Here is a 23926-nt window from a genome sequence, read left to right as displayed (position 1 = left end):
TGCCCGCCAGATTTTTCATGTGCACCCACATATGAGAGCGCCGAACATGCACCGGCGCCCGCGAACGCACTACGCTTAGGGCGAAACTCTAACTAGGCACCGAAAGTGAGACCTGTGGAAACCACGACTGCAGTAGAAGTCCTTCAGCGAGTGCTGATGCCGAAGAAGGGCGAACCGCACGACGTCCGCATGCTGTACCTCATCGAGGCAGAGCAGAACAAGCAGCGCTTGACGTGGGCGGACCGGACGAGCGTATCCATCCCCGCCGGGGAGGAAGTTTCCTTCGAGACATACTTCAACGCGTTCCCGGCATCCTATTGGCGGCGCTGGTCGCAGCTGGAAAACGTTGTGCTGGCGATGGAGGTTGAGGGGCAGGCGACTGTCTCCATTTACCGCTCGAAGCACGACGGTAAGCGCATCGCTGTGCAAAACGCTGAGGCCAGCGACGGCGTGCTGGAGGTAGTGCTGCCGCTGCGCAACTTCGAGGACGGCGGCTGGCTGTGGTTCGACGTCACGGCGGAAACGGACACGACGATCCGCAACGCGGGTTGGTTCTCCGACAAGGAGCCGGAAGCACAGACGATGCCGGACGGCAGCAAAACCGGCCCGGAGCCGAAGCAGGTCGCGGTGGGCATCCCGACGTTCAATAGGCCTCGCGACGCCGTCAACGCCCTGCACGCGCTGGCAGAGGACCCGTTCGTGCTCGAATCCATCTCCGATGTGCTGATGCCCGACCAGGGCGACCAGCACCCGTCGGACCTGCCGGACTTCAAGGAAGCGGAGAAGAACCTGCAGGGTAAGCTGCAGATCTTCCGCCAGGGCAACCTGGGCGGCTCGGGCGGCTACGGCCGCATCATGTACGAGGCGCTGCGCACCACGGACGCCCCATACATCCTCTACATGGACGACGACATCGCGATCGAGCCGGATTCGATCCTGCGCGCGGTGCAGGCCGCCCGCTACGCGAAGGCCCCGATCCTGGTCGGCGGCCAGATGCTGAACCTGCAGGACCGGTTGCAGCTGCGGACGACGGGAGAGGCCGTCGATAAGGATGTGTTCATGTTCCGCGCCGCGGAGCACGCGGTGTACGACCACGACTTTGCCAAGTACCCGCTGGGCTACCTCGGCACTGAGGAAGAAGAGCTGGACCCTCGCAAGACGACGTCGCGTGCCCTGCACCGCCGCGTCGATGTGGACTACAACGGCTGGTGGATGAACCTCTTCCCACGCGTCGTCGCGGAGAAGCTCGGCCTTCCGATGCCACTGTTCATCAAGTGGGACGACAACGAGTACGCCCTGCGCGCCAAGCAAGCCGGCTTCCCGACGGTCACCTGGCCGGGCGTCGCCATCTGGCACATGGCCTGGGCCGATAAGGACGACGCCATCGACTGGCAGGCCTACTTCCACATGCGTAACCGCCTCATCGTCGCCTCCCTGTACGGCCCGGATTCCCCGGACGCGATGCTGAAGAACATGCTGAAGTCCACCTACAAGCACATCATGTGTATGGAATACTCCACCATGGCCATCCAGCTGGAAGCCATGAAGGACTTCCTCGCCGGCCCGGACCAGCTCTTCGACATCCTTGAGACCTCACTGCCGCGCATCCAGAAGATCCGCGCCAACTACGACGACGCCAAGGTCGTCTCCTCCGCAACGGAGCTGCCAGCGCCGACGGGCGCGCCGGGCGTACCCACCAAGAACATCGGCGGGCGCCTGGCCAAGCTGAAGAAGATCCCGTGGGCGGTCAAGGCGCTGCGCCACCAGTTCACCCAGGAGAACCAGGAGCACTGGGAGGCGCCGCAGCTGAACCTCACCGCGGAGGAGGCCCGCTGGTTCACGCTGGCCCGCCTCGACTCGGCGACGGTGGCCACGGCAGGTGGCACGGGTGTGGCGTTCCGCAAGCGCAACAAGGCGCTTGCGGACGACCTGCTGCGCGAAACCAAGGCGCTACAGGAAGAAATCAAGGAGCGCTGGCAGGAGCTACGCCAGCAGTACGAAGCCGCGAAACCGGCGCTGACCAGCGCTGAGAACTGGGGGAAGGTGTTCGATGAGCAAGCGTGAGGCTGATATCCTCGTCGCGATCCAGAACGCGGCGTACACCCCGGCAGCCGTCAAGGCGGCCAGGGGCCTGAGCCACTTCGGCGAGCACGACCTTGGCTGGTTGGCCGTCGCGGGGCTCGGGGCGGGCGTCGATAAGAAGAGGCGCTCGAAGTGGCTGGCGCTGGGCGTGGGCACTTTCGTGGCGCACGCGGCGAGCGTCGTCATCAAGCGGATTGTGCGGCGCCCAAGGCCGCACGACCCCCGCGTGAACATTGGCGTGGCCACCCCCTCCAAGCTCTCGTTCCCGAGCTCGCATGCGACGAACACGGGCGCGGCCGCGGTGCACCTGATGGACATCACGGGCAAGAAGTGGCCGCTGCTGCTCGTGCCCGTGATGATGTTCTCCCGCAACCTCCTTGGCGTCCACTACCCGACGGATACTATTGTCGGTGCTTTGCTCGGCGCCGGGTGCGCCAAAGCGACGATCAAGGTGGAAAGGCAGCTGAAGTGAGCAACACGCAACCGCACGAACCCTTTTTGAAGCCGGAGCCCCACACCGAGGGCGTGGACTACCAGCAGGTACGCGTCCCGCCGAAGAACCTTCCCGACGCCATGGTGAAGGGCCTTCGCCCGAAGCAGTGGGTGAAGAACGTCCTGGTGCTGGCGGCTCCGCTGGCCGCCGGGACGGAGGCCTGGACGTCCCGCACCGCGCTGGACGTGCTGTTGGCGTTCGTGGTGTTCTGCTTCGGCGCCTCCTCGATCTACCTGGTCAACGATGCCCGCGACGTGGACAGTGACCGCGAGCACCCGACGAAGCGCTTCCGCCCGATCGCCTCGGGCATGCTGCCGATCAACCTGGCCTACGCGATGGCGGTGGTGCTCATCGTCGCAGCGCTTGGCCTCTCTTTCTTAGCGACGGACGGCTTCGCCCTCGCCCTCGTGATTGGCATCTATATTGCGCTGCAGCTCGGCTACTGCTTCGGCTGGAAGCACATCCCGGTCATTGATATCGCGCTGGTGTCCTCCGGGTTCATGCTGCGCACCATGGCCGGTGGCGTGGCGGCGAACATTGACCTGTCGCAGTGGTTCCTGCTGGTCGCGGCGTTCGGCTCGCTGTTCATGGCGTCGGGCAAGCGCTACGCGGAGCTGCTGCTGGCGCAGGAGACTGGCGCGAAGATCCGCAAGGCCCTGGAGGGCTACACGGCCACCTACCTGCGCTTCGTGTGGACCCTGTCCGCGACCGCCGTCGTGATGAGCTACGCCCTGTGGGGCTTCCAGCTCTCCAACTCGGTCGAGGGCGCGGCCGCGGTCTGGTACCAGATTTCGATGGTGCCGTTTGTGATCGCGATCCTGCGCTACGCCGCGAAGGTTGACGGTGGTCACGGCGGCGCGCCTGACGAGATTGCCCTGGAAGACCGCGTGCTGCAGATGCTGGCCGCGGCCTGGATCCTGTGCATTGTGCTGGCAGTTTACGTGGTGCCAGCGCTGGCTTAGTAACATTGGCGCAATGAAGATCAACGCCCGGGTGACGCTGCTGCTGTCGTGCGCCATTGCGGGCGTGTTCGCATTTTGGGGTGGGTGGACCAGGCGCTGGATGTCTGACGACGGCCTCATCGTCCTGCGCACCGTGCGCAACCTGCTGGCCGGCAATGGCCCAGTCTTCAATGCCGGTGAGCGCGTGGAGGCGAACACCTCCACGCTGTGGCAGTACTTGATCACCGCGTTCGCGATGGTCAGCGACGCCCGCCTGGAAACCATCGCGATGTGGCTCGCGCTGCTGTGCACGGTCGTCGCGGCGGTGCTGGCCACCTACGCTGCGGGCAGGTTCTGGCGCGCCGCGCCGGTGGTGCCGCTGGGCATCCTGGTGTACTTCGCCCTGCCGCCCGCGCGCGACTTCGCCACCTCCGGCCTTGAGTGGGGCCTGTCCCTGCTGTGGCTGGCGGCGTGGTGGGCGCTGCTCGTCCAGTGGGCGGGCGGCACCGCGCGCCGCGCCGCCCCCGTGGTCGGCTACTGGCTGGCCTTCTGGTGCGGACTGTCCTGGCTGGTCCGCCCAGAGCTGGCACTCTACGGCGGGCTGACCGGCCTGGTCCTGCTGGTGTACTCGCCGCGCAAGACGCTCGGCATCCTGGCGGCCGCGCTGCCCGTGCCCGCCGCGTACCAGATCTTCCGCATGGGCTACTACGGCCTGCTCACCCCGCACACCGCAGTGGCCAAGTCCGCCTCCGGCAGCGAGTGGGCCGAAGGCGCAAAGTACGCCTGGGACTTCATCGGGCCCTACGCGCTCTACCTGCCGCTCCTGCTGGTCATCGCGGTACTCCTTATTTCTTTACGACGCTTCCTCGTCACCGGACGTCGCGCCGCCATCGTGGCGCTCGTCGTGGGGTGCGCGCTGATCCACATCCTGTACGTGCTGCGCGTCGGCGGCGACTTCATGCACGGGCGCATGTGGCTGCTGCCGCTGTTCGCGCTGCTGCTGCCGGTGATGGCCGCCCCGCTGACGCGCCTCAACGTGGTGGTTGCGCTGGTGTTGGTGGTGTGGGCGTCGATAATTGTGGTGCGTGCCCACCCGCTCGACGATGATATTCACGAACGATCAGCCAAAGAATTGGGCATCGTCGATGAGCGCGAATTCTGGACCATGGCCGTCAACCGCGACCCGCAGCACCCGCCGCGCTACGCCGAAGACTTCCTGGGCTCGAAGCTCATGACGAACTACGCGGACGTCGTCATTGAGGCACGCGACGCTGGTGCTGCCCAAATCGCACCGGGGCTTATCAGCCGCGACCCGGAGCTCTACTCCTGGTACCCGCGCCCCCGCGTCTCCGACGCCGACAGTGACCTGCAGGCGTACCCGATGTCGCTCTACCTGATCAACCTCGGCATGACCAGCATGAACGCGCCTCTCGACGTCCGGGTCCTCGACACCGTCGGCCTTGCGACGCCGCTCGCGGCCCGTATGCCGCGCGACCCCGAAGGGCGCGTCGGGCACGACAAGCAGCTTGCCGCCGAATGGCAAGTTGCGGACACGGCCGTCGACCTCTCAAAGGTTCCCGAGTGGATCGACCAGGAGGAAGCGCGCCAAGCCCGCGCCGCACTCCGTAGCCCCGAAATAGCCGAGCTGCTCGCCACGTCCCGCGAGCCAATGAGCCGCGAACGCTTCTGGAAGAACATCAAATACTCGCTGGGTAACGGCCGAACCCTCCAGCTTTCCGACGACCCCTCCACCTACCTCAGCTACCTCACAGACGACGAACAGGCACGGCTCAGCAAAGGCGAGGATTTGGGTATCCATAGCGGTACCCGTGTAGTTTGGTAGCAAACTGCTGAGAAAGGGAAACGCTGTATGAAGAACCGCCACGGACTCATGGGCCTAGTGGTAGCGCTCCTGACCGCGCTGTCGATGATCGTCGCCGCCCCCCAAGCACAAGCCGCTAACCGTGACTGGCTGCGCCCCGACTCCACCGGCACCTGCGAATGGGACCGCGTCGGCTACTGGGTACAACGCTGCACCGTCTGGTCGCCAGCAATGGGCCGCCACATCACCGTCCAGATCCAGCCCGCTCAGCGCGGCGGCAACGCCGGCCTCTACATGCTCGACGGCCTCCGCGCCACCGAACGCACCAACGCCTGGGTCCAAGACGTCAACGCAGCACGCACCTTCGTCAACCACAACATCACCCTCGTGATGCCGGTCGGCGGCCAGTCTTCCTTCTACACCGACTGGAACGCGCCAGCCACCTACAACTTCAACAGCCCCGTCACCTACAAGTGGGACACCTTCCTGTCCAAGGAGCTGCCCGCATACCTGCAGCGCCACTTCGGCGTATCCCCGACGAACAACTCCATCCTCGGCCTGTCCATGGGTGGCACCGCCGCGATCAACCTCGCCGCGCTGCACCCGCAGCAGTTCCGCCAGGTGCTGTCCTACTCGGGCTACCTCACCACCACCATCCCCGGCGCCCAAACCGCGCTGCGCCTCGCACTTCTCGACGGCGGCCTCTACAACCTCAACGCCATGTGGGGCTCCATCTTTGATCCCCGCCGCTACGAGAACGACCCATTCCTGAACATGGGTAACCTGCGGGGCCGCGACGTCTACGTCTCCGCCGGAAGCGGCACTCCATCCGCACGCGACGACCGCTACCTGCCACAGCACAAGGCCGCCGGCATCGCGCTGGAGATGGTCGCGAACTTCACCACACGCCTGTGGAGCGCCAAGGCCACGGCCACCGGCGTCAAGCACACCGCCGTGTTCACACCTGTTGGCCTGCACAACTGGGAGCAGTTCGGCCAGCAGCTCGAGTACACGAAGCCTCGCATCCTCAACGTGATGAACGCCTGGTAGTTTTTGGCTCTTGCCCCCGTCAGCCTCGCCTGGCGGGGTTCTTTTTGTCTGTGCTGAGGGCGCGAGTGCCACAGGACGCAATTCGCAAACTGGTACTTTTCGTATTTGCAGGTCAAAAAAGGGCTAGTCGAAAACGATTGCGTCTTTTGGCACCGATATCCACCCACAAACAAATATCTTGGTGGCGCAACGGCGTGTCTGGTGGCTAAACTCTCAAGGCATACTTAACCTTTAGAGTGATTTGTTAGCGCCGTCGCTGGTTGATTCCGGGGGAGGGGAACCCTCGGAGTTGGCTGTAGAGCACGCGGCGCTGGTTGTGCACACCCAAAAAATGGCAAAAGCCCAGAAGAAGAGTTGAGGCAGGAAATTCATGCGTGAGACCCGTTCCCCTATGAATCGGATGAAGAAGGCTGCGATTGTTGCGGCGGCGGTGCCGATGGTGGCGTCGTTAGTTCCGGTGTTGTCAACGTCGGCTGCGGCGCAGTCGTCGTTGCCGCTGTCGAGTAACCGTGGTGGGCTGTCGGATAATATTCGGCCGTCGGACCCGCCGAAGCGGACGCCGATTGAGGTTGATAAGAACCCGCAGATCCCGGGCCTGCCTGAAGGTGTGAGCGTGGACCGCATTGAGTGGTTGACGAACCGCCGCGTGGCTGTGTTTATTCGTTCGGCGGCGATGCCGGAGCAGCTGATGCAGGTGCAGATCCTGCTGGCGCGTGACTGGCACTCGAATCCGCAGGCGAAGTTCCCTGAGGTGTGGGCGCTGGATGGTCTGCGTGCTCGTGATGATGAGAATGGCTGGACCATCGAGACGAATATTGAGCAGTTCTACGCTGACAAGAACGTGAACGTGATCCTGCCGGTTGGTGGTGAGTCTTCGTTCTATTCGGATTGGCAGCGCCCGAACAACGGGAAGAATTACAAGTGGGAGACCTTCTTGACGAAGGAGCTCGTCCCGGTGCTCAATAACGAGTTCCGCTCGAATGATAGCCGTGCCGTGGTGGGTATCTCGATGGGTGGTACTGCCGCGATTAACCTGGCGGAGCGTAACCCGCACCTGTTCAAGTTCGTGGGTTCCTTCTCTGGTTACTTGGACACCACAACCACGGGTATGCCGACGGCGATTAAGGCCGCGCAGATGGATGCGGGCGGCTACGACTCGGAGGCGATGTGGGGCCCGGCTGGGTCGCAGGACTGGATTGACCACGACCCGAAGCTTGGCATTGAGGCGTTGAAGGACATGACGGTGTACGTGTCCTCGGGCTCGGGCCGCGATGACTTTGGTAACCCGGAGTCGGTGGCGAAGGGCGCTGCGAACCCGGCTGGTGTCGGGCTTGAGGTGATTTCTCGCTTGTCGACGCAGACCTTCGTCGATTACGCGTCGCGGACGCCGGTGAAGCCGGTTGTGAAGTTCCGTCCGTCGGGCGTGCACTCGTGGGAGTACTGGCAGTTTGAGATGACGCAGGCCTGGCCGTACATCGCGAATGCGTTGGCGTTGGCGGAGGCTGACCGCGGTTCGGACTGTAGCCCGGTGGGCGCGATTGCTGAGGCGACGAAGTCTGGTGTGATCGGTAGCTGCGTGAATAACGAGTACGACGTCGCTGACGGCAAGGGCAAGGCCGAGGACTTCCGTGGTGGTACCGCGTTCTGGTCCCCGAAGACGGGTGCGTACCCGCTGTTCGGCGCGATCCTGGCGAAGTACAGCGGCCTGGGTGGCGCGTCGAGCTGGCTCGGCTTCCCGACCACCGGTGAGACCAAGACGCCAGACGGCGTTGGCCGCTTCGTGCACTTCGAGAACGGTTCGATTTACTGGACGCCGCAGACTGGCGCCTACGCTATCCCTGGCGACATGTTCAAGGCCTGGGGCGAGAACGGCTACGAGACGGGCGACCTGAAGTACCCGGTTGCTGAGGCGAACCAGGTGGGCAAGGGCTACGTGCAGAAGTTCCAGGGCGGGTTCCTGACCCGCAACCCGGATAAGAGCCACAACATTGTCCACGGCGCGATCGCCGAGAAGTACGGCGAGCTGGGCACGGCGACGAGCGCGCTGGGCTACCCGAAGAGCAACGAGATCGCGATCCGCGGAGGGTTCTTCCAGCAGTTCGAGAAGGGCAACATCTACTGGTCGCCAGAGACCGGCGCACACGTGGTGCTCTATGGCGACATCTTCGAGGAGTGGGGCAAGCGCGGCTACGAGCAGGGCGCGATGGGCTGGCCGACCTCGGACATGCGCGAAATCCCTGCCGGTGGACTGGTGATTGACTTCCAGCACGGAACGCTGGAGCAGGTCAACGGCGTGGTCCGCGAGCGGAAGTAAGGAGCGGCGATGAAGCGACTGCTGACGAGCGCAAGCCTGTGCCTCGCGTTGGGCTTGGCGGCCTGCGGTGGCACGACGGTGGAGAGCGATGACGTGACGGCGACGCAGGCCCCGCCGACGGCAACGTCGTCGGCGTCTGGCACTTCGAAGGCGACGCCGTCGGAGGGAGCGAAGCCGGCGTCGAAAAACCAGGGCCCGGCGGATCAACCGGCGCGCGAGGTGACCTCGATTCCGGAGCAGGCGCCGACGTTTAGCCCGAAGGAGCAGGCGTTCCTTGACCAGCTGCAGCAAAGCGGTGTGAACGTGAAGGGCGTCGAGGATCAGTTGACGGCGACGGGCGCGACGGTGTGCAATGGTGACTCCGTGACGCGCGATGCGGTTGCGGGGCAGTTGGTTGAGCAGCGCCGCACCGATTTGGATGCGAATGCCGTGGCGGCGCTGATTGGTGAAACCGCGCAGTCCAAGCTGTGCAAGTAAGGAAGTAGTATGCGCAGAGCAGGCGTTGTAGCTGCAGTTATTGTGGTGCTCGCGGCGATTGGGCTCGGGGTATTCCAGTGGCTCAAGAACCAGGATGGGCCGAGTGTCGTTGAGCCGGGTGAGCCGGGCACCTCGACGGAGGCGCGTCAGGAGCCGGATTGGTGCCCGGCGGTGGAGTTTGTTTCGATTCCGGGCACGTGGGAATCGTCAATTGACGACGACCCCTTCGCCCCGCAGGCGAACCCGAACAGCTTCATGCTGTCGATTACGAAGCCGCTGCAGGAGCGCTACCCGATTGACCAGGTGCGCGTGTTCACAGTGCCGTATACGGCGCAGTTCCGGAACATTCAGACGCCGCAGGGCCGCAACGAGATGAGCTACGACGAGTCTCGCGCTGAGGGTACGGCGCGTGCGAACGGCGAGATCGCGTTTGTGGCGGAGCAGTGCTCGAAGACGAAGTTCATTGTGGCTGGTTTCTCCCAGGGCGCGGTGATTGCGGGCGATATTACGAGCCAGATTGGCGCGGGTACGCACGCGTTGCCGCCGGAGCGCCTGCTGGGCTCGTTGATGATTGCGGACGGGCGTCGTGAGAACGGCGTCGGCGTGAACCCTGGTGTTGAACTGCGTGGTGTTGGCGCTGAGATTGCGCTGCGCCCACTGCAGATGGTTGTGAGCGCGGCGACGCCAGGCGCAACGATGACTGGTGCGCGGCAGGGTGGCTTCGGCCAGGTGGCTGACCGCGCGTATGAGATTTGTGCGCCGAATGATTCCATCTGTGACGCGCCGCAGGATATCGGAAATGCGGTGGACCGCGCGAGTGCGTTGTTGCTGGCCAACGGCAATCACGCGATGTATGCCTCGAACCCGGATGTGATTCCGGGTACCACTACGCCGCAATGGGCTGTAGATTGGTCGATGTCCGTAATTGATTCTTTCTAGAAACTAACTAATTCTAGGACCTGACTACAAGGAGTGTCCATGGATCTCCAAGTACTGATTCAGCGGTTTATTGACGAAACCGGCCAGATCAAACTCCCGCCGAACTTCACCATCCCGGCCCTGACCAAGATGCTCTACGGGGCAGCCGCACAGGCCGGTGCGACAGGCACCGTCAACATCCGCTCGTGGGACTACTCCGCAGACCCGGACGGGGCGCTGCGCACGTTCACGCGCGCGGAAGTAAACACACGGATCAAGTCGGTGGCGGCGCGCCTGCAGCAGATCGGAAAGCCGGGGGACCGCGTGGCCATCCTGGCGGGCAACTGCCCCGAGTACATTTTCGGATTCATGGGTGCCATGTACGCCGGCCAATCCCGGTGCCGCTCTACGACCCGACCGAGCCAGGCCACGAAGGTCACCTGCGCGCGGTCCTCGCCGACGCCGAGGCCAACGTGGTGCTCACCAACAAGCAGGGCGCGCCAGCAGTGCGCACCTTCTTCGCGGAGCTGCCGGGCAGGGAGCGCCCGCGCATCATCGCGGTCGACGCGCTGCCGGACACGCTCGCTGCCAGCTGGGTGGCCGGACAGGTGGAGGGGGACGTCGATACGTCGGACCATGTGTCCTTCCTGCAGTACACCTCCGGCTCCACCCGCAACCCGGCCGGCGTGATGCTTACCAACGAGTCCATCGTGTCTAACGTCATCCAGATCTATACGGCGGCGAAGCTGCAGCAGCCGATGCGCGTGCCGTGCTGGCTGCCATTGCACCACGATATGGGCATCATCATCTCGATGATGCTGATCATCCTTGGCAGCGAGTTCGAGCTATTCACCCCGCGTGACTTCATCCAGCAGCCGATGCGCTGGGTGGAACGCCTCGGTCGCTGCGAGAGCGACCCGGAGGACATCCACGTCTTCACCGCGGCGCCCAACTTCGCGCTCGAGCTGTGCGCTCGTGCCGTCGGGCACGCGCCGCAGGACCTGGACCTGTCCGTCCTCGACGCCCTCGTCATCGGTTCTGAGCCGGTGACGAAGCCGAGCGTCGACAGCTTCATTGCGGCCTACGAGGGCTTCAACCTGGACCGCAAAGCGATGCGCCCCTCCTACGGGCTCGCGGAGGCGACCCTGCTCGTTTCCACCCCGCAGACCCCGGACCGCCCCAAGTTCGTCACCCTCGACCGCGACAAGCTCACCGAGGGGCTTGCGGTAGAGACAGATGGCGGCGTTGTGATGGCCTCGAACGGCCAGCCGGTGTCCTGGATGCACTTCGCCGTTGTCGACCCGCAGACCCACGACGAGGTCGCGCCTGGCACCATCGGCGAGCTGTGGGCACACGGCCCGAACATCGCCCTCGGCTACCAGGACCGCGAGCGCGACACCGCCGACACCTTCGGCAACACCATCGGCGCCACCCGCCAGGAAGGCCTGCCGAAGGACGGCTGGCTGGCAACAGGGGACCTCGGCACGCTTCTCGACGGCCACCTCTACATCACCGGCCGCGTCAAGGACCTCATCGTCGTCGCAGGACGTAACCACTACCCGCAGGACATCGAGGCCACCGTCATGGAGGCCAGCGAACATGTGCGCAAGGATTCGGTGGCGGCGTTTGCGGTGCCGGGGGAGGACGTCGAAAAGCTGGTGCTGCTGGTAGAGCGCGCGGACACCGCCACCCCGGACGGCGACGCCGACGCCATCGCCGCGATCCGCTCCGCCGTGACCGCGAAGCACGGCCTGGCGCCGACGGACATCCGTTTCTACGCGCCGGGCGAGATCGCGCGTTCCTCCTCGGGCAAGATTGCGCGCCAGGTCAACGCGAAGAAGTACCAAGGCTGATAACGAAAAGAAAGGCATGACCGATAGGGTTAGGTGCTATGAGTGAGAATGCATTGATCCAGTGGCTGCAACAGTGGGTTGCGGAGACGACCGGTGTGGAAAGCGTTGACGCGACCACCCCGTTTGAGTCCTACGGGCTCTCGTCCCGCGACGCAGTGGTTCTCTCCGGGGAACTGGAGAAGCTACTGGGCCGACGCATTGACCCCACCGTGGCCTACCAGTACCCGACGATCGCTGCCTTGGCCCACGCGCTGACCGCTGACGCCCCGGCGGCGTCGAACGTCGTCGCCACCGGCCGCGACGTGGAGGCGAAGGGTCACGACATCGCCATCGTCGGCACGGCCGGGCGGTTCCCGGGCGCGAATAACGTGGACGAGTACTGGGAGCTGCTCGCCGCAGGCGAGGTCACGACCGGCCCGCTGCCGGAGGGCCGCTGGTCCGAGTACAACTCGGATCCGTTCCTGCGCACCAAGATGCGCGAGGAAGCCACCGACGGCGGCTATCTTGACGACATTGCCTCTTTCGACAACGAGTTCTTTGGCCTGTCCCCGCTGGAGGCGAAGAATATCGATCCGCAGCAGCGCATCATGCTGGAGGTCGCCTGGGAGGCGCTTGAGGACGCCCACATCCCCGCCGACTCGCTACGTGGGCAGCGCGTGGGCGTGTTCGTCGGTTCCTCGAATAACGACTACGGCATGCTCATGGGCGCTGACCCGGCGCAGGCGCACCCGTACGCGCTGACCGGCGCGTCGAGCGCGGTGATCCCGAACCGGATCTCCTACGCCTTCGATTTCCGTGGCCCGTCCATGAACGTGGACACGGCCTGCTCTTCCTCGCTGGTGTCGGTGCACCACGCGGTGCGCGCCCTTCGCGAGGGCGAAGCCGACGTCGCCCTCGCTGGCGGCGTGAACATCCTGGCCAACCCGTTTGCTTCCTTGATGTTCTCGGAGCTGGGCGTGATTTCGCCCTCCGGGAAGATCCACGCATTCTCTGATGACGCGGACGGCATCGTCCGCTCGGAAGCGGCCGGGTTCATCGTGCTCAAGCGTGTGGAGGACGCCATCGCCGACGGCGACGACATCCTCGCCGTGATCAAGGGCAGCGCCACCAACTCGGACGGCCACTCCAACGGCCTGACCGCGCCAAACCCGGAGGCCCAGGTAGACGTGTTGCAGCAGGCGTACGCCGACGCGGGCGTGGACCCGCGCACCGTCGACCTCGTGGAGGCCCACGGCACCGGCACCATCCTCGGCGACCCGATCGAGGCCACCGCGCTGGGCCAAGTCTGCGGCACCGGCCGCGAGGCTGGCCAGCCGCTGCTGCTTGGGTCCGCGAAGTCGAATATTGGCCACTCGGAGTCCGCCGCGGGCGTGGCGGCACTCATCAAGGTTGTCCAGGCCCTGCAGCACGACACGATCCCGGCCATGGCGAACTTCGCCGGCCCGAACCGCTACGTCGACTTCGACGCCAACAATCTTGAGGTCGTCGAGGACCCGCGCGAGTGGCCGCAGTACTCCGGCCAGCGCGTGGCGGGTGTCTCCGGCTTCGGCTTCGGCGGCACGAACGCGCACGTCGTGGTCAAGGAGTTCGACCCGGCCGACTACGAGGCAGCACCGCAGCGCCCCGAGGCGCTCACCGGCGTATCGACGGCCACCCTGCCCGTCAGCGGCCTTCTGACCTCGCGGCGCAAGTCCGCAGCAGCCGAGCTTGCCGACGCGCTGGAGGGACGCCCTGACGCAGACCTCATTCCCATTGCGCGTTCGTTGGCGCTGCGTAACCACGGCCGTTCCGCCGCGGTAGTCACTGCCGCCACGACCGAGGAGGCAGTAAAGAGGCTGCGCCAGGTCGCCGAGGGCAAGGTCGGCCCCGGTATCGCCGTGGCGGATTCGCCGAACGCGCTCGGCCCGGTGTTTGTGTACTCCGGCTTCGGCTCCCAGCACCGCAAGATGGCGAAGCAGCTCATGGCATCTTCGCCGCTGTTTGCGCAGCGGATGCGTGAGCTGGACTCCATCGTCCAGTTCGAGGCCGGCTGGTCCATCATCGAAATCATCGAGGACGACGGGCTGACCTACGACACCGAGACCGGCCAGGTCGCGGTGACCGCCTACCAGATCGCGCTGACCGACATGCTCGACGCCGCCGGTATCCGACCGGCAGCCGTGATGGGCATGTCCATGGGCGAGATCGCTGCGGGTTACGCCTCCGGCGGCATCAGCGCGAAGGACGCGATGGTGATCGCGTGCCACCGCGCTCGCCTGATGGGCGAGGGCGAAGCGCTCACGGCCGACACGGACGCCGAGGGCGCCATGGCCGTCGTCGAATTGAGTGCCGATCAATTGGAGGGTACGGGCGTCGAAGCAGCCGTGTTCGCGGGTCCGGGCATGCTCACCGTGGGTGGCCCCGTTGGTGCGGTGAAGGGGCTCGTCGAGAAGCTGGAAGGCGAAGGCAAGTTCGCACGACTGATGCGCGTGCGCGGCGCCGGGCACACGAGTGCGCTCGACCCGATCCTGGGCGATTTGGCCGCACAGATCGCCGGCATTGAGGCCCACCCACTGCGGATCCCGCTGCTGAGCAGCGTCGACGAGCGCGTGGTGTACCAGCCGGGCCAGGTCGTGCACACCGACGAATACTTCCTGCGCATGACGCGCCAGCCGGTCTACATCCAGCAGGCCACCGAGACCGCGTTTGCCGAGGGCTACACTACGCTCGTGGAGGTCGCGCCGAACCCGGTGGCGATCATGGGGCTGATGAACACCGCGTTCGCTTCGGGGAAGCCGGATGCGCAGCTGCTGTTCACGTGCAAGCGCAAGGTTGACGAGGTGGAGTCCATCCTGGACCTCGCCGCGAAGCTCTACGTCACAGGGACCGCCGTCGACTTCACTGCGTTCTACGGCCGCGGCCCGCGTATCGACGCCCCACTGACCCAGTTCAAACGCTCCGAGTTCTGGACCGACGCGCGCCCCGCCTCCGCGCACACCTCGCTGCTCGGCGCGAAGGTGCGGCTGCCGGAGGGCCAGGTCGCGTACTCGACGGCCGCGGACACGCTGTTTAGCCCACACCAAATTATCGACGCCGTCGCCGCCGAAGTCCTCCCCGGCTCCCGGGTGGTGGCCTACGAGGACCACGACGTACTTCCTGCCGAAGGCGACGTAACCACCATCGCGGCGACCTCGCTCGGCGGGGTGAGCGTGAAGGTGTTCCACGAGGACACCCTGCTGGCGGAGGGCTTCGCTACCGCGCTCGACCTCGGCGGCGCTGTTGAGGAGGACTCAACGGCTGCTGCTCCTGCCGCAGTGGCTGAGGCTACTGGTGACGCCGCGCCTGTCGTGGACGAGCTCGAGGACGTCGACGCCATCCGTTGGGATCCGAACTCCGGCGAGTCCGTCGCCCAGCGCCTGCGCTCCATCGTGTCCGAGTCCATGGGCTACGACGCCGAGGACCTCCCCGACGAGCTACCGCTCATCGACCTCGGCCTGGACTCCCTGATGGGCATGCGCATCAAGAACCGCGTAGAAAACGACTTCCAGATCCCGCCGTTGCCGGTCCAAACGCTTCGCGATGCTTCCGTCGCCGACGTCATCCGCATCGTCGAGGACGCCGTCGCCGGGGTACAGTCCGAGGCCGCTGAGCCTGCTTCTGAGCGAGTCGATGATGCTGATGAGTCCGCCGAGCCCGCCGAGAAGTCGGAGGGTGCCCAGGGCGTCGGCGTCGCACCACGCGATGCCTCGGAGCGCATGGTCTTCGGCGCGTGGGCCAAGTTCACCGGCACCGCAGCCGCAGGCGTGACCTCCGAACTGCCAGCCATCGACGACGCGCAGGCCGAGAACATCGCCAATCACCTCAGCGAGCGCTCCGGCATCACCGTGACCGCCGAGCAAGTCAAGGACGCCGAAACGCTCGAGCCGCTCGCCGACATCGTGCGCGAGGGCCTCGAGACCGAGGTCGAGGGCAACATCCGCGTGCTGCAGCAACCAGAGCACACCACCAAGCCGCCCGTGTTCGTGTTCCACCCGGCCGGTGGGTCCAGTGCGGTGTACCAGCCGTTAGCTCGTCGACTAGAAGATGACGTCGCGGTGTACGGCGTCGAGCGACTCGAGGGCACCCTCGAAGAGCGTGCCGCGGCCTACGTTGAAGACATCAACCGCATCGCCCCCGAGGGCAAGGTCGTGCTCGCTGGCTGGTCCTTCGGCGGCGCACTGGCCTACGAGGTGGCGCACCAGCTGGGCAACGACCGCATCGCGTTCATCGCGCTGCTGGACACCACCCAGCCGTCCGAGCCTGCCCCCGACACCCCGGAGGAGACCAAGGCGCGCTGGGAGCGCTACGCCAAGTTTGCCAAGGACACCTACGGGCTGGATTTCCCGGTGCCCTTCGACCTGCTGGAGACAGCAGGGGAGGACGCGGTGCTCAACATGCTGGCGGAATTCCTCGCCACCACCGATGCATCCGAGCACGGGCTCGCCGCCGGTGTGCTGGAACACCAGCGCGCGTCCTTCGTCGATAATCAGATCCTCAACCGCCTCGACTTCGCCCGCTGGGCAGACGTGCAGGTGCCGGTGCTGCTGTTCCGCGCCGAGCGCATGCACGACGGCGCGATCACCCTCGAGCCGGCCTACGCCCACATTGACGAGGACGGCGGCTGGGGCGCTATCGTGAAGGATTTGACGATCGTCCACCTGCCGGGCGACCATTTGGCAGTAGTTGACGAGCCCGCGATTGGCATCGTGGGCAAGCACATGAACGAATGGATTGATAATGGCAACTAGCGCAGAAAAGCTCGCTGACCTGCGTGCACGTCTAGAAAAAGCGCAGGACCCCGGTTCTGAGCGCTCGCGGAAGCGCCGCGACGACGCCGGGAACACCACCCCGCGCCAGCGCATCGCCGCGCTTCTCGACGAAGGCTCCTTCGTTGAGATCGGCGCCCTGGCCCGCACACCCGGCGACGAGAAAGCCGTCTACTCCGACGGTGTCGTCACCGGCTACGGGCGTGTTGACGGCCGCCCCGTCGCCGTCTACGCCCACGACAAAACCGTCTATGGCGGCTCCGTCGGCGTCACCTTCGGCCGCAAGGTCGTCGAGGTCATGGAGTTCGCCATCAAGATCGGCTGCCCCGTCATCGGCATCCAGGACTCCGGTGGCGCCCGCATCCAAGACGCGGTGACGTCCCTGGCCATGTACTCCGAGATCGCCCGCCGCCAGCTCCCGCTATCCGGCCGCAGCCCGCAGATCTCCATCATGCTGGGCAAGTCCGCCGGCGGTGCCGTCTACGCGCCCGTGACCACCGACTTCGTCGTCGCCGTCGACGGCCAGTCCGAAATGTACGTCACCGGCCCCAACGTCATCCGCGAAGTCACCGGCGAAGACATCACCTCCGCCGAACTCGGTGGCGCCCGCGTGCAGGAGCAGTCCGGCAATATCCAGGCCGTCGTCGGCTCCGAGGAAGAAGCCTTCGACTACGTCCGCGACCTCCTCGCCCACCTGCCGACGTCCACCTTCGACCCAGCCCCCGTCGAATGGGCCCCCGAGGACGACGACCTCGACGACTCCGCCCTCGACACCTTCATGCCCGACGACACCAACGCCGGCTACGACATGATGGACCTCCTCGTGCAGCTCGGCGACGACGAGGACCTCGTCGAAATCCAAGCCGGCTACGCCGAAACCTCATTTGCGCCTTCGGGCGCATCGACGGCCGCACCGTCGGATTTGTCGCCAACAACCCCATGTACCAGGCCGGGTGCATCGACGCCGACGCCGCCGACAAAGGCGCGCGCTTCATCCGCACCTGCGACGCCTACAACATCCCCCTCGTCTTCGTCGTGGACACGCCCGGCTACCTGCCCGGCGTCGACCAGGAGCGCGAGGGCCTCATCCACCGCGGCGCCAAGCTAGCGTTCGCCGTCGTGGAGGCCACCGTGCCGAAGGTCACCCTCATCGTCCGCAAGGCGTACGGCGGCGCCTACGCCGTCATGGGTTCCAAGAACCTCACCGGCGACATCAACCTCGCCTGGCCGACCGCGCAAATCGCCGTCATGGGCTCCTCTGCTGCCGTGGTGATGATCCAGGGCAAGCAGCTCGCCGCCATCGAGGATCCCGTCCAGCGTGAGGCGATGAAGAAGATGTTCATGGACTTCTACGACGAAACCATGACCTCCCCATACGTCGCCGCCGAGCGCGGGTTCATCGACTCAATGATCGAGCCGTCCCAAACCCGCATCTCGTTACGACGCGCCCTTCGACAACTTGCCACCAAACAAGAGCAAGACCTGCCGAAGAAGCACACCATCAGCCCGCTCTAACACTCAAAGGAGAAGAATTTCATGCTTTCCTCTGCACTCGACATCGCCGGTGACATCATCAACCACCTCGTGTGGATGGTCTACGCCCTCCAAGGCGGCGACTTCCTGGCCAACATGGGTTGGCTGTCGAGCTAACGCCGCTTCAGGATCAGTTTCGCTGCCCCGCGCCACCCCAGCATGAGCAGCGCCGACATGCTGCTCGCCACGATGACGAACGAGTAGTGCGGCAGCTTGTGGCGGTAGAAGCCCCAAATGATCAGGCCCACCACGATCGTGATGAGCCAAATCAGCCACCCCTTGTCCTTGCGGGTGGCCAGCCACGCCAACCCCAGCCCGACCGCGAACGGTAGGAAGGTTTCCAGCCAGCCGAAGAAGTTCAGCGGCATCTCTTCGGTCTGGTGCGCGATGCGCGCGAGCAGCGCGAACGCGGCGATGGCAACGTAGTCAGCAGCAATTGCATACGGTTTTTTGATCATGCCAGACAGTCTAACCCGGCGCCTGGTTGCGCTGGTAGGTCGCTGGTCGGTGCCGCAAAACCCGCTTAGCGAATTTGTGAACAAATTTGCGTTTTCAACCTGCCATCCCCGGTAAATCCGCAAAGTGTAGCAATAGGATTGTAGTAATCCTCCCGATCTCCACGGCCTGCTGGTGATGGGGGATCATCATCTGGACAAACACGATGTCCGTGTCGTCGTGATCGGCGGAGATCTCCCGGTCCGCCTCAGTCGTCGCCGTGGTGGTGGCTGAGGTGGAGGCATCGGTGTTGCCTGACTCGGTGGCCTCACCGCAGGCGGCTAGCGCCAGGGTGGAGGCCACGGCGAGAGCGGAAAGAACAGGGGTGCCCCTCATGGTGGGGTCTTTCAGGGCCATATGGGGGCAGTGGAGAGAAGTGGTGGATCAGTGGACGGCGGTGGATGCCGGAGTAGGCGTGGTGTGTTCCTTCTTCGACTCGGTCGGAGCCAGGTGAGCCGGTTCCAGATCAATACGGCGCAACAGCTGAGCGTTCAGGGCCACCACGATAGTCGAGGCAGACATCAAGATCGCGCCCACGGCCGGGGACAGCACGAACCCGATCGGGGCGAGCACTCCGGCGGCCAGCGGCACGGCGAGGATGTTGTAGCCAGAGGCCCAGATCAGGTTCTGGATCATCTTGCGGTAGCTGGCCTGGGACAGCTCAATCATCGACAGCACTGCCCGCGGGTCGTCACTGGCTAGGACCACCCCGGCAGATTCCATGGCCACATCCGTGCCGGCACCGATGGCGATACCGACGTCTGCGCGAGTCAGAGCGGGGGCGTCATTGACACCGTCACCGACCATGGCCACGCTCAAACCCCGGTCCTGCAGCTGCGTGACCTTGGTGTCTTTGTCCTGGGGCAGGACCTCGGCGAAGACCTCATCAATGCCTAAGTCCTGACCGACCGCGTAGGCCACTTGCTGGGCGTCGCCGGTGATCATCGCGACCTTCACCCCGCGGTCCTGCAGGGCTTTCACGGCGGCGCGGGATTCAGGGCGGATCTTGTCCTCGACGGCCACCGCACCGATGATCTGACCGTCGCGGACAATATGGAGCACACCAGCCCCACGCTCGGTCCAGGCGCTGGTAGTGTCGGTGAGCTCGGCCGGGGTGGTGAGGTTGAACTCGCGCAGCATGTTCGGCCCGCCCACGAGGATCTCAGCGCCATCGACAGTGGCCCGGACCCCTCGGCCGGAGGCGGCGCTGAAACCAGTTGCCCGGATTTGCCGACGGGAGGCCTCGGGATGGGCGGCCGCGGCCTCCACGATGGCGCGGGCCACGGGGTGCTCGCTGTCGGCCTCCGCGGCGGCGGCCAGGGCCAGCAGCTCGCCCTCGGTGACGCCGACAGCTGCCGCGACACTGGTGACCGCGTGCGCACCCTCGGTCAGGGTGCCGGTTTTGTCGAAGAGCACCACGTCGATGGTGCGCATCCGCTCGAGCGCCATCCGGTCCTTGATGAGCACCCCGGATTTCGCGGCCCGCTCGCTGGAGATCGCAATGACCAGCGGAATCGCCAGGCCCAAGGCGTGCGGGCAGGCGATGACCAGCACCGTGACCGTGCGCACCACAGCATCGTCCGGGCTGCCGATGATGGTCCACACCACCGCGGTGATCAGAGCGGAGATCAGCGCGAACCAGAACAACAACGCCGCCGCCCGATCCGCCAGGGCCTGGGCCCGAGAGGAGGACTCCTGGGCGTCGGCAACCATGCGCTGGATCCCGGCCAGGGCGGTGTCCCCGCCGGTAGCCTCCACCCGGATGCGGACGGTGTTGTCGGTGGCCACGGTACCGGCGACCACCTTGTCACCGGTGCCGCGGAAGACGGGACGGGATTCGCCGGTGATCATCGCCTCATCGAATTCGGCGGCTCCGTCGATGATGGTTCCGTCGGCCGGCACCCGGGCACCGGCCCTCACCAGCACGACGTCGTCGACGACTAGCTCGGAGATGGCCACGGTGTGGGTGGTCCCGTTGATGACTTTCTCGGCCTCATCCGGTAGCAGGGCAGCCAGCGCGTCAAGCGCGGAGGACGCTGCCCCGAGAGCGCGCATCTCCAGCCAGTGGCCCAGCAGCATGATGGTCACCAGCAGGGCCAGCTCCCACCAGAAGTCCAGGTCAAAACCACCCAGCCCCAGAGTGGTGACCCAGGAGGCGACAAACGCCACGGTGATGGCCATGGCGATCAGGAGCATCATCCCGGGTTGGCGGGATTTCAGTTCTTTCCATCCGCCCTTAAGGAAAGGCGTTCCGCCGTAGACGAAGATGATCGTGCCCAGCACCGGGGGATCCAGGTGGATCCGGGGAATGCCGGGAGGTGGTAGCCGAGGAGGTGGGCGACCATGGGGCTGAAAATAACGACGGGAATGGACAGAATCAACGACCACCAGAAGCGGTCCCGAAACATTGCGGTGCTGTGTCCGACGTGTTGGCCGTGACCATGAACGTGGTGGTCTTCGTCGTCCAGGGCGGAGTGCGGGTGATCGTGGGGCATCTCCTGGCCGTGGGTGTCGGCATCTGCGTGGTGTTTGTGGCTGGCATGATCCGGGTGGTGGGTGTGGTCTGTTTCCGGAGCGGGGTGATCACCGGAATGGTTGGGAGTGCTCATGACGTTCCTTTCGCTCAACCCGGTCGGGGTCGAGATGATGAGTAAAACTGATCAGGATAAGACGGCGTAGCCGGCCTCCTCGATGGCCCGGCGAACCATCTCCGGAGGTGCGACACCGGTGACCGTGACGGTGGAAACACCACCAGCATCGAGATCGACCTGGACGTCGTCGACCTGGGGGAGGGCCTGAAGGGCCTGGGTCACGCTTTTCGCGCAGTGTCCGCAGGTCAGACCGGTGACCTGGTAGCTAGAGGAGGACCCTCCTGCTGACGAGTCGCTGGCGGCAGGGATGGAGGCAGTGTCGGCACGTGAGGCAGGTCCGCAACAGCTGCAGCCGTGGGAGGCCATCGGCAAGAGGCGGGGTGGGGAGGTGATCATGGGAAAGCTCCTTCTGGTCGGTGGGATTCGGCGATGCTATCTGGGGTATATCTTCAAGGGGTGGAGGGCACTGCCCTCACGCGGGGCAGGGTGTGGTCACCGAGCAGCCTCCTCACTGTCGGGAGGGGACAGCGGGAGGCGGAGGGTAAACACCGCTCCGCGACCAGGTCCGGGGGAGGTGGCGGTGAGAGTGCCGCCGTGGGCCTCAATCAATGCCTTGGAGATGGTCAGACCGATACCGGACCCGCCGTTGTCCCGGCTGCGAGCGGCATCTCCCCGGTAGAAGCGTTCGAAGATGTGTCCGAGCTGGCTAGGTGGGATGCCCTCGCCGTCATCGGCGACGTGGATGAGCGCGGTGGACGCCCCCTGGCGCTGAACGCTGATCCGGACCTGCCCGCCGGCCGGGGTGTGCCGTAGCGCGTTGGACAGGAGATTGCTCATCACCTGGCCGAAGCGTTGCCGGTCCACGAGCACCCGGGCGGCGTCCGTAATGGTCTCGACCTGTAAATCGACGCCTTTGCCAGCATAAGCTTCCCCCGCGGCAGCAGCCGCGGTATGGAGCAGATCCCCGAGCTCTTCCTCCGCCAGGTCCAAATCGATCCGGTGTTCCTGGGCCCGGGAGACATCGTCAATGTCTTCCATCAACCGGGTCAGGCGGGTGAGTTGGTCAGCCATGATCGTGTGGTTGGCATTATCCCAGTCCACGACCCCGTCCTGGAGACCATCGAGGTAGACCGTGAGCACCGATAAGGGGGTGCCCATTTCGTGGGCCAGATCAGAGAGCATCTGGCGGCGGACCTGTTCGGTGTGTTCCAGCCGGTCGGCCATGGTGTTGAAGGCATGCGCCAGGGTGGCGACCTCGGGGCCTGCTTCTCCGGCGGGCACGCGGGTACGGGAGTTACCGGCCGCCAGGCTGGTAGCGGCGCGGGTGAGATCCTGCAGGGGGGTGCGCAGACGACGCGATAACCACAGGCTGGCCAGTAGGGCGCTGATCAAGGCAGTGGGCAGGGCGACGGCCAGGGTGATCAGGTTGGCGTCCCGGTAGGCCTGCTCGGCATGGAACAGCTCCAGCGAGGGGTCCTCCCGGCCGGCCATCAACATATGATCATGGAACAGGGGCGGGCCCACCGTCGTGGCCACGGCCGCGGCCACCAGCAGGCTAATCACCACGACCAACACCTGGGCGGCCAGGAAGCGGAAGGTCAGGCCGGGTCCGTGATTCATGGCTGCCCCATCCGGTAGCCCACGCCACGCACGGTGTCGATAAACCCCCGGCCTCGGGTGTCGGTGCCGAGCTTGCGACGCAAGTTGCCGATGTGGACATCGACGATGCGTTCATCACCGACCCAGGTGGTGTCCCAGACCTCGGTGACCAGGTCGTGGCGGGTCAGCGCCTGGCCGGGGCGCAGGGCCAGGGCAACCAGCAGCTCGAACTCCGTGCGGGTGAGCTCCACGGTCGTCTCCCCCACCCGCACCTGATGGGCGACGGGGTCAAGGATGAGGTCACCAACGATCAAGGGGGTGGTCACCTGCGGTGGGGTGGTGCTGGTGCGCGGGCGGCGCAGCACCGCATGCACTCGGGTCACCAGTTCCCGGATGCTAAAAGGTTTGGTGATGTAGTCATCCGCCCCCAGTGTCAAACCGCTGATCTTGTCGTCCTCGCTGCCACGCGCGGTGAGCATGAGGATGTAGCAGTCCGAGAAGGTGCGGATCCGTCGGCATACCTCCAGGCCGTCGAGTTCGGGCAGCCCCAGATCCAGCACCACAACATCTGGGGAAAAGCGACGGGCCTCGTCCACGGCCTGGGTGCCGGTGTGCGCCTGGTGGGTATCGAAGCCTGCCCGGATGAGGTAGGAGGCCACCATCTGAGCCAGGGGTTGTTCATCATCGACGACCAGCACCCGCCCCGGGGGCGTGGTGGTGGTCGGTGTGTGGTCAGCCATAGATCCCAGTATCGCGCCAGCCAGGGGGGAATACCACCTTCACTCAGTGCCCAGCGGGGAATCTTCATCAAATCTTCAAACATCACCCTTCAATCGCCGTCACCCCTGTGCCCCCACCCCGGCAGGCGGCATCGCCTCCCCTGGTCGGTTCAGCAGGCGTCACCAGGGATTTCACTGCCCGCACCGCATACCCGGGGCGGGTAGAAGGACATCGCCCACGGCTGTGGGGTGGTG

14 protein-coding genes and 3 pseudogenes are annotated in these 23926 nt (G+C 65.2%); 11 read left to right on the top strand and 6 right to left on the bottom strand.

Going from position 1 to position 23926, the window contains the following annotated elements:
- The first annotated feature begins 156 nt into the window (after window positions 1-156).
- The 11 genes and pseudogenes from R0V12_RS05015 (at window position 157) to R0V12_RS04965 (ending at window position 18249) form a co-directional block, all read left to right on the top strand.
- Window positions 157-2064, top strand: coding sequence for a glycosyltransferase (locus R0V12_RS05015; protein ID WP_413774872.1), 1908 nt, complete (start codon window positions 157-159; stop codon window positions 2062-2064).
- The gene (locus R0V12_RS05010) at window positions 2051-2554 is read left to right on the top strand and encodes a phosphatase PAP2 family protein (RefSeq protein ID WP_070479664.1); all 504 of its coding nucleotides are present in this window, start codon (window positions 2051-2053) and stop codon (window positions 2552-2554) included. Before R0V12_RS05015 ends, R0V12_RS05010 begins: the two co-directional genes overlap by 14 nt.
- Complete coding sequence (locus tag R0V12_RS05005; RefSeq protein WP_070361773.1) at window positions 2551-3537, top strand: decaprenyl-phosphate phosphoribosyltransferase; 987 nt, start codon at window positions 2551-2553, stop codon at window positions 3535-3537. The genes R0V12_RS05010 and R0V12_RS05005 overlap by 4 nt, the downstream gene beginning before the upstream one ends.
- 13 nt (window positions 3538-3550) lie before the next feature.
- Window positions 3551-5359 carry an arabinofuranosyltransferase AftB family protein gene (locus tag R0V12_RS05000; protein WP_320072963.1) on the top strand — a complete coding sequence of 603 codons (1809 nt, stop codon included), beginning with the start codon at window positions 3551-3553 and terminating at the stop codon, window positions 5357-5359.
- Window positions 5360-5386: 27 nt separating this feature from the next.
- Window positions 5387-6388 carry an alpha/beta hydrolase gene (locus R0V12_RS04995; RefSeq protein WP_070361775.1) on the top strand — a complete coding sequence of 334 codons (1002 nt, stop codon included), beginning with the start codon at window positions 5387-5389 and terminating at the stop codon, window positions 6386-6388.
- 370 nt (window positions 6389-6758) lie between these two features.
- Window positions 6759-8702, top strand: coding sequence for an alpha/beta hydrolase-fold protein (locus tag R0V12_RS04990; RefSeq protein WP_070361776.1), 1944 nt, complete (start codon window positions 6759-6761; stop codon window positions 8700-8702).
- A 9-nt stretch (window positions 8703-8711) separates the two neighbouring features.
- Window positions 8712-9179: a DUF732 domain-containing protein gene (locus tag R0V12_RS04985; RefSeq protein ID WP_320072962.1), complete on the top strand. Its 468-nt coding sequence runs from the start codon at window positions 8712-8714 to the stop codon at window positions 9177-9179.
- A 9-nt stretch (window positions 9180-9188) separates the two neighbouring features.
- Entirely contained in the window at window positions 9189-10118 is a 930-nt protein-coding gene (locus R0V12_RS04980; protein ID WP_320072961.1) for a cutinase family protein, read from the top strand.
- A gap of 39 nt (window positions 10119-10157) precedes the next feature.
- A pseudogene (locus R0V12_RS04975) lies at window positions 10158-11950 on the top strand (FadD32-like long-chain-fatty-acid--AMP ligase).
- Between the two features lie 38 nt (window positions 11951-11988).
- Window positions 11989-16716, top strand: a complete 4728-nt coding sequence (locus tag R0V12_RS04970; protein WP_320072960.1) for an alpha/beta fold hydrolase — start codon at window positions 11989-11991, stop codon at window positions 16714-16716.
- Window positions 16706-18249, top strand: a pseudogene (locus R0V12_RS04965) (acyl-CoA carboxylase subunit beta). The gene R0V12_RS04970 and the pseudogene R0V12_RS04965 overlap by 11 nt, the downstream one beginning before the upstream one ends.
- A gap of 131 nt (window positions 18250-18380) precedes the next feature.
- Here R0V12_RS04965 and R0V12_RS04960 read toward each other — a convergent pair.
- From R0V12_RS04960 to R0V12_RS04935, 6 genes and pseudogenes are all read right to left on the bottom strand, one after another.
- On the bottom strand, window positions 18381-18725 hold the full coding sequence (locus R0V12_RS04960; RefSeq protein ID WP_070975634.1) for a DUF3054 domain-containing protein: 345 nt from the start codon (window positions 18723-18725) through the stop codon (window positions 18381-18383).
- Window positions 18726-18819: 94 nt separating this feature from the next.
- The gene (locus R0V12_RS04955) at window positions 18820-19119 is read right to left on the bottom strand and encodes a DUF305 domain-containing protein (RefSeq protein WP_320072959.1); all 300 of its coding nucleotides are present in this window, start codon (window positions 19117-19119) and stop codon (window positions 18820-18822) included.
- Between the two features lie 27 nt (window positions 19120-19146).
- Window positions 19147-21371 (bottom strand): annotated as a pseudogene (locus tag R0V12_RS04950) (copper-translocating P-type ATPase).
- A gap of 51 nt (window positions 21372-21422) precedes the next feature.
- Window positions 21423-21749: a heavy-metal-associated domain-containing protein gene (locus tag R0V12_RS04945; RefSeq protein WP_071573008.1), complete on the bottom strand. Its 327-nt coding sequence runs from the start codon at window positions 21747-21749 to the stop codon at window positions 21423-21425.
- 96 nt (window positions 21750-21845) lie between these two features.
- Window positions 21846-22973: a sensor histidine kinase gene (locus R0V12_RS04940; RefSeq protein WP_320072958.1), complete on the bottom strand. Its 1128-nt coding sequence runs from the start codon at window positions 22971-22973 to the stop codon at window positions 21846-21848.
- Window positions 22970-23692, bottom strand: a complete 723-nt coding sequence (locus R0V12_RS04935) for a response regulator transcription factor (protein WP_070479640.1) — start codon at window positions 23690-23692, stop codon at window positions 22970-22972. The genes R0V12_RS04940 and R0V12_RS04935 overlap by 4 nt, the downstream gene beginning before the upstream one ends.
- Between the last annotated feature and the right edge of the window lie 234 nt (window positions 23693-23926).

The organism is Corynebacterium sp. UMB2355A, from assembly GCF_033877495.1.
GTDB lineage: Bacteria > Actinomycetota > Actinomycetes > Mycobacteriales > Mycobacteriaceae > Corynebacterium > Corynebacterium pseudogenitalium.
Note: the sequence above shows the minus strand (reverse complement) of the source record. Positions and strands in the feature narration are given on the sequence as shown.

Coding starts and splice junctions, on each gene's coding strand:
- R0V12_RS05015 (WP_413774872.1), top strand. CDS start 157: ATGCCGAAGAAGGGCGAACCGCACGACGTCCGCATGCTGTACCTCATC.
- R0V12_RS05010 (WP_070479664.1), top strand. CDS start 2,051: ATGAGCAAGCGTGAGGCTGATATCCTCGTCGCGATCCAGAACGCGGCG.
- R0V12_RS05000 (WP_320072963.1), top strand. CDS start 3,551: ATGAAGATCAACGCCCGGGTGACGCTGCTGCTGTCGTGCGCCATTGCG.
- R0V12_RS04995 (WP_070361775.1), top strand. CDS start 5,387: ATGAAGAACCGCCACGGACTCATGGGCCTAGTGGTAGCGCTCCTGACC.
- R0V12_RS04990 (WP_070361776.1), top strand. CDS start 6,759: ATGCGTGAGACCCGTTCCCCTATGAATCGGATGAAGAAGGCTGCGATT.
- R0V12_RS04985 (WP_320072962.1), top strand. CDS start 8,712: ATGAAGCGACTGCTGACGAGCGCAAGCCTGTGCCTCGCGTTGGGCTTG.
- R0V12_RS04980 (WP_320072961.1), top strand. CDS start 9,189: ATGCGCAGAGCAGGCGTTGTAGCTGCAGTTATTGTGGTGCTCGCGGCG.
- R0V12_RS04970 (WP_320072960.1), top strand. CDS start 11,989: ATGAGTGAGAATGCATTGATCCAGTGGCTGCAACAGTGGGTTGCGGAG.
- R0V12_RS04960 (WP_070975634.1), bottom strand. CDS start 18,725: ATGATCAAAAAACCGTATGCAATTGCTGCTGACTACGTTGCCATCGCC.
- R0V12_RS04955 (WP_320072959.1), bottom strand. CDS start 19,119: ATGGCCCTGAAAGACCCCACCATGAGGGGCACCCCTGTTCTTTCCGCT.
- R0V12_RS04945 (WP_071573008.1), bottom strand. CDS start 21,749: ATGATCACCTCCCCACCCCGCCTCTTGCCGATGGCCTCCCACGGCTGC.
- R0V12_RS04940 (WP_320072958.1), bottom strand. CDS start 22,973: ATGAATCACGGACCCGGCCTGACCTTCCGCTTCCTGGCCGCCCAGGTG.
- R0V12_RS04935 (WP_070479640.1), bottom strand. CDS start 23,692: ATGGCTGACCACACACCGACCACCACCACGCCCCCGGGGCGGGTGCTG.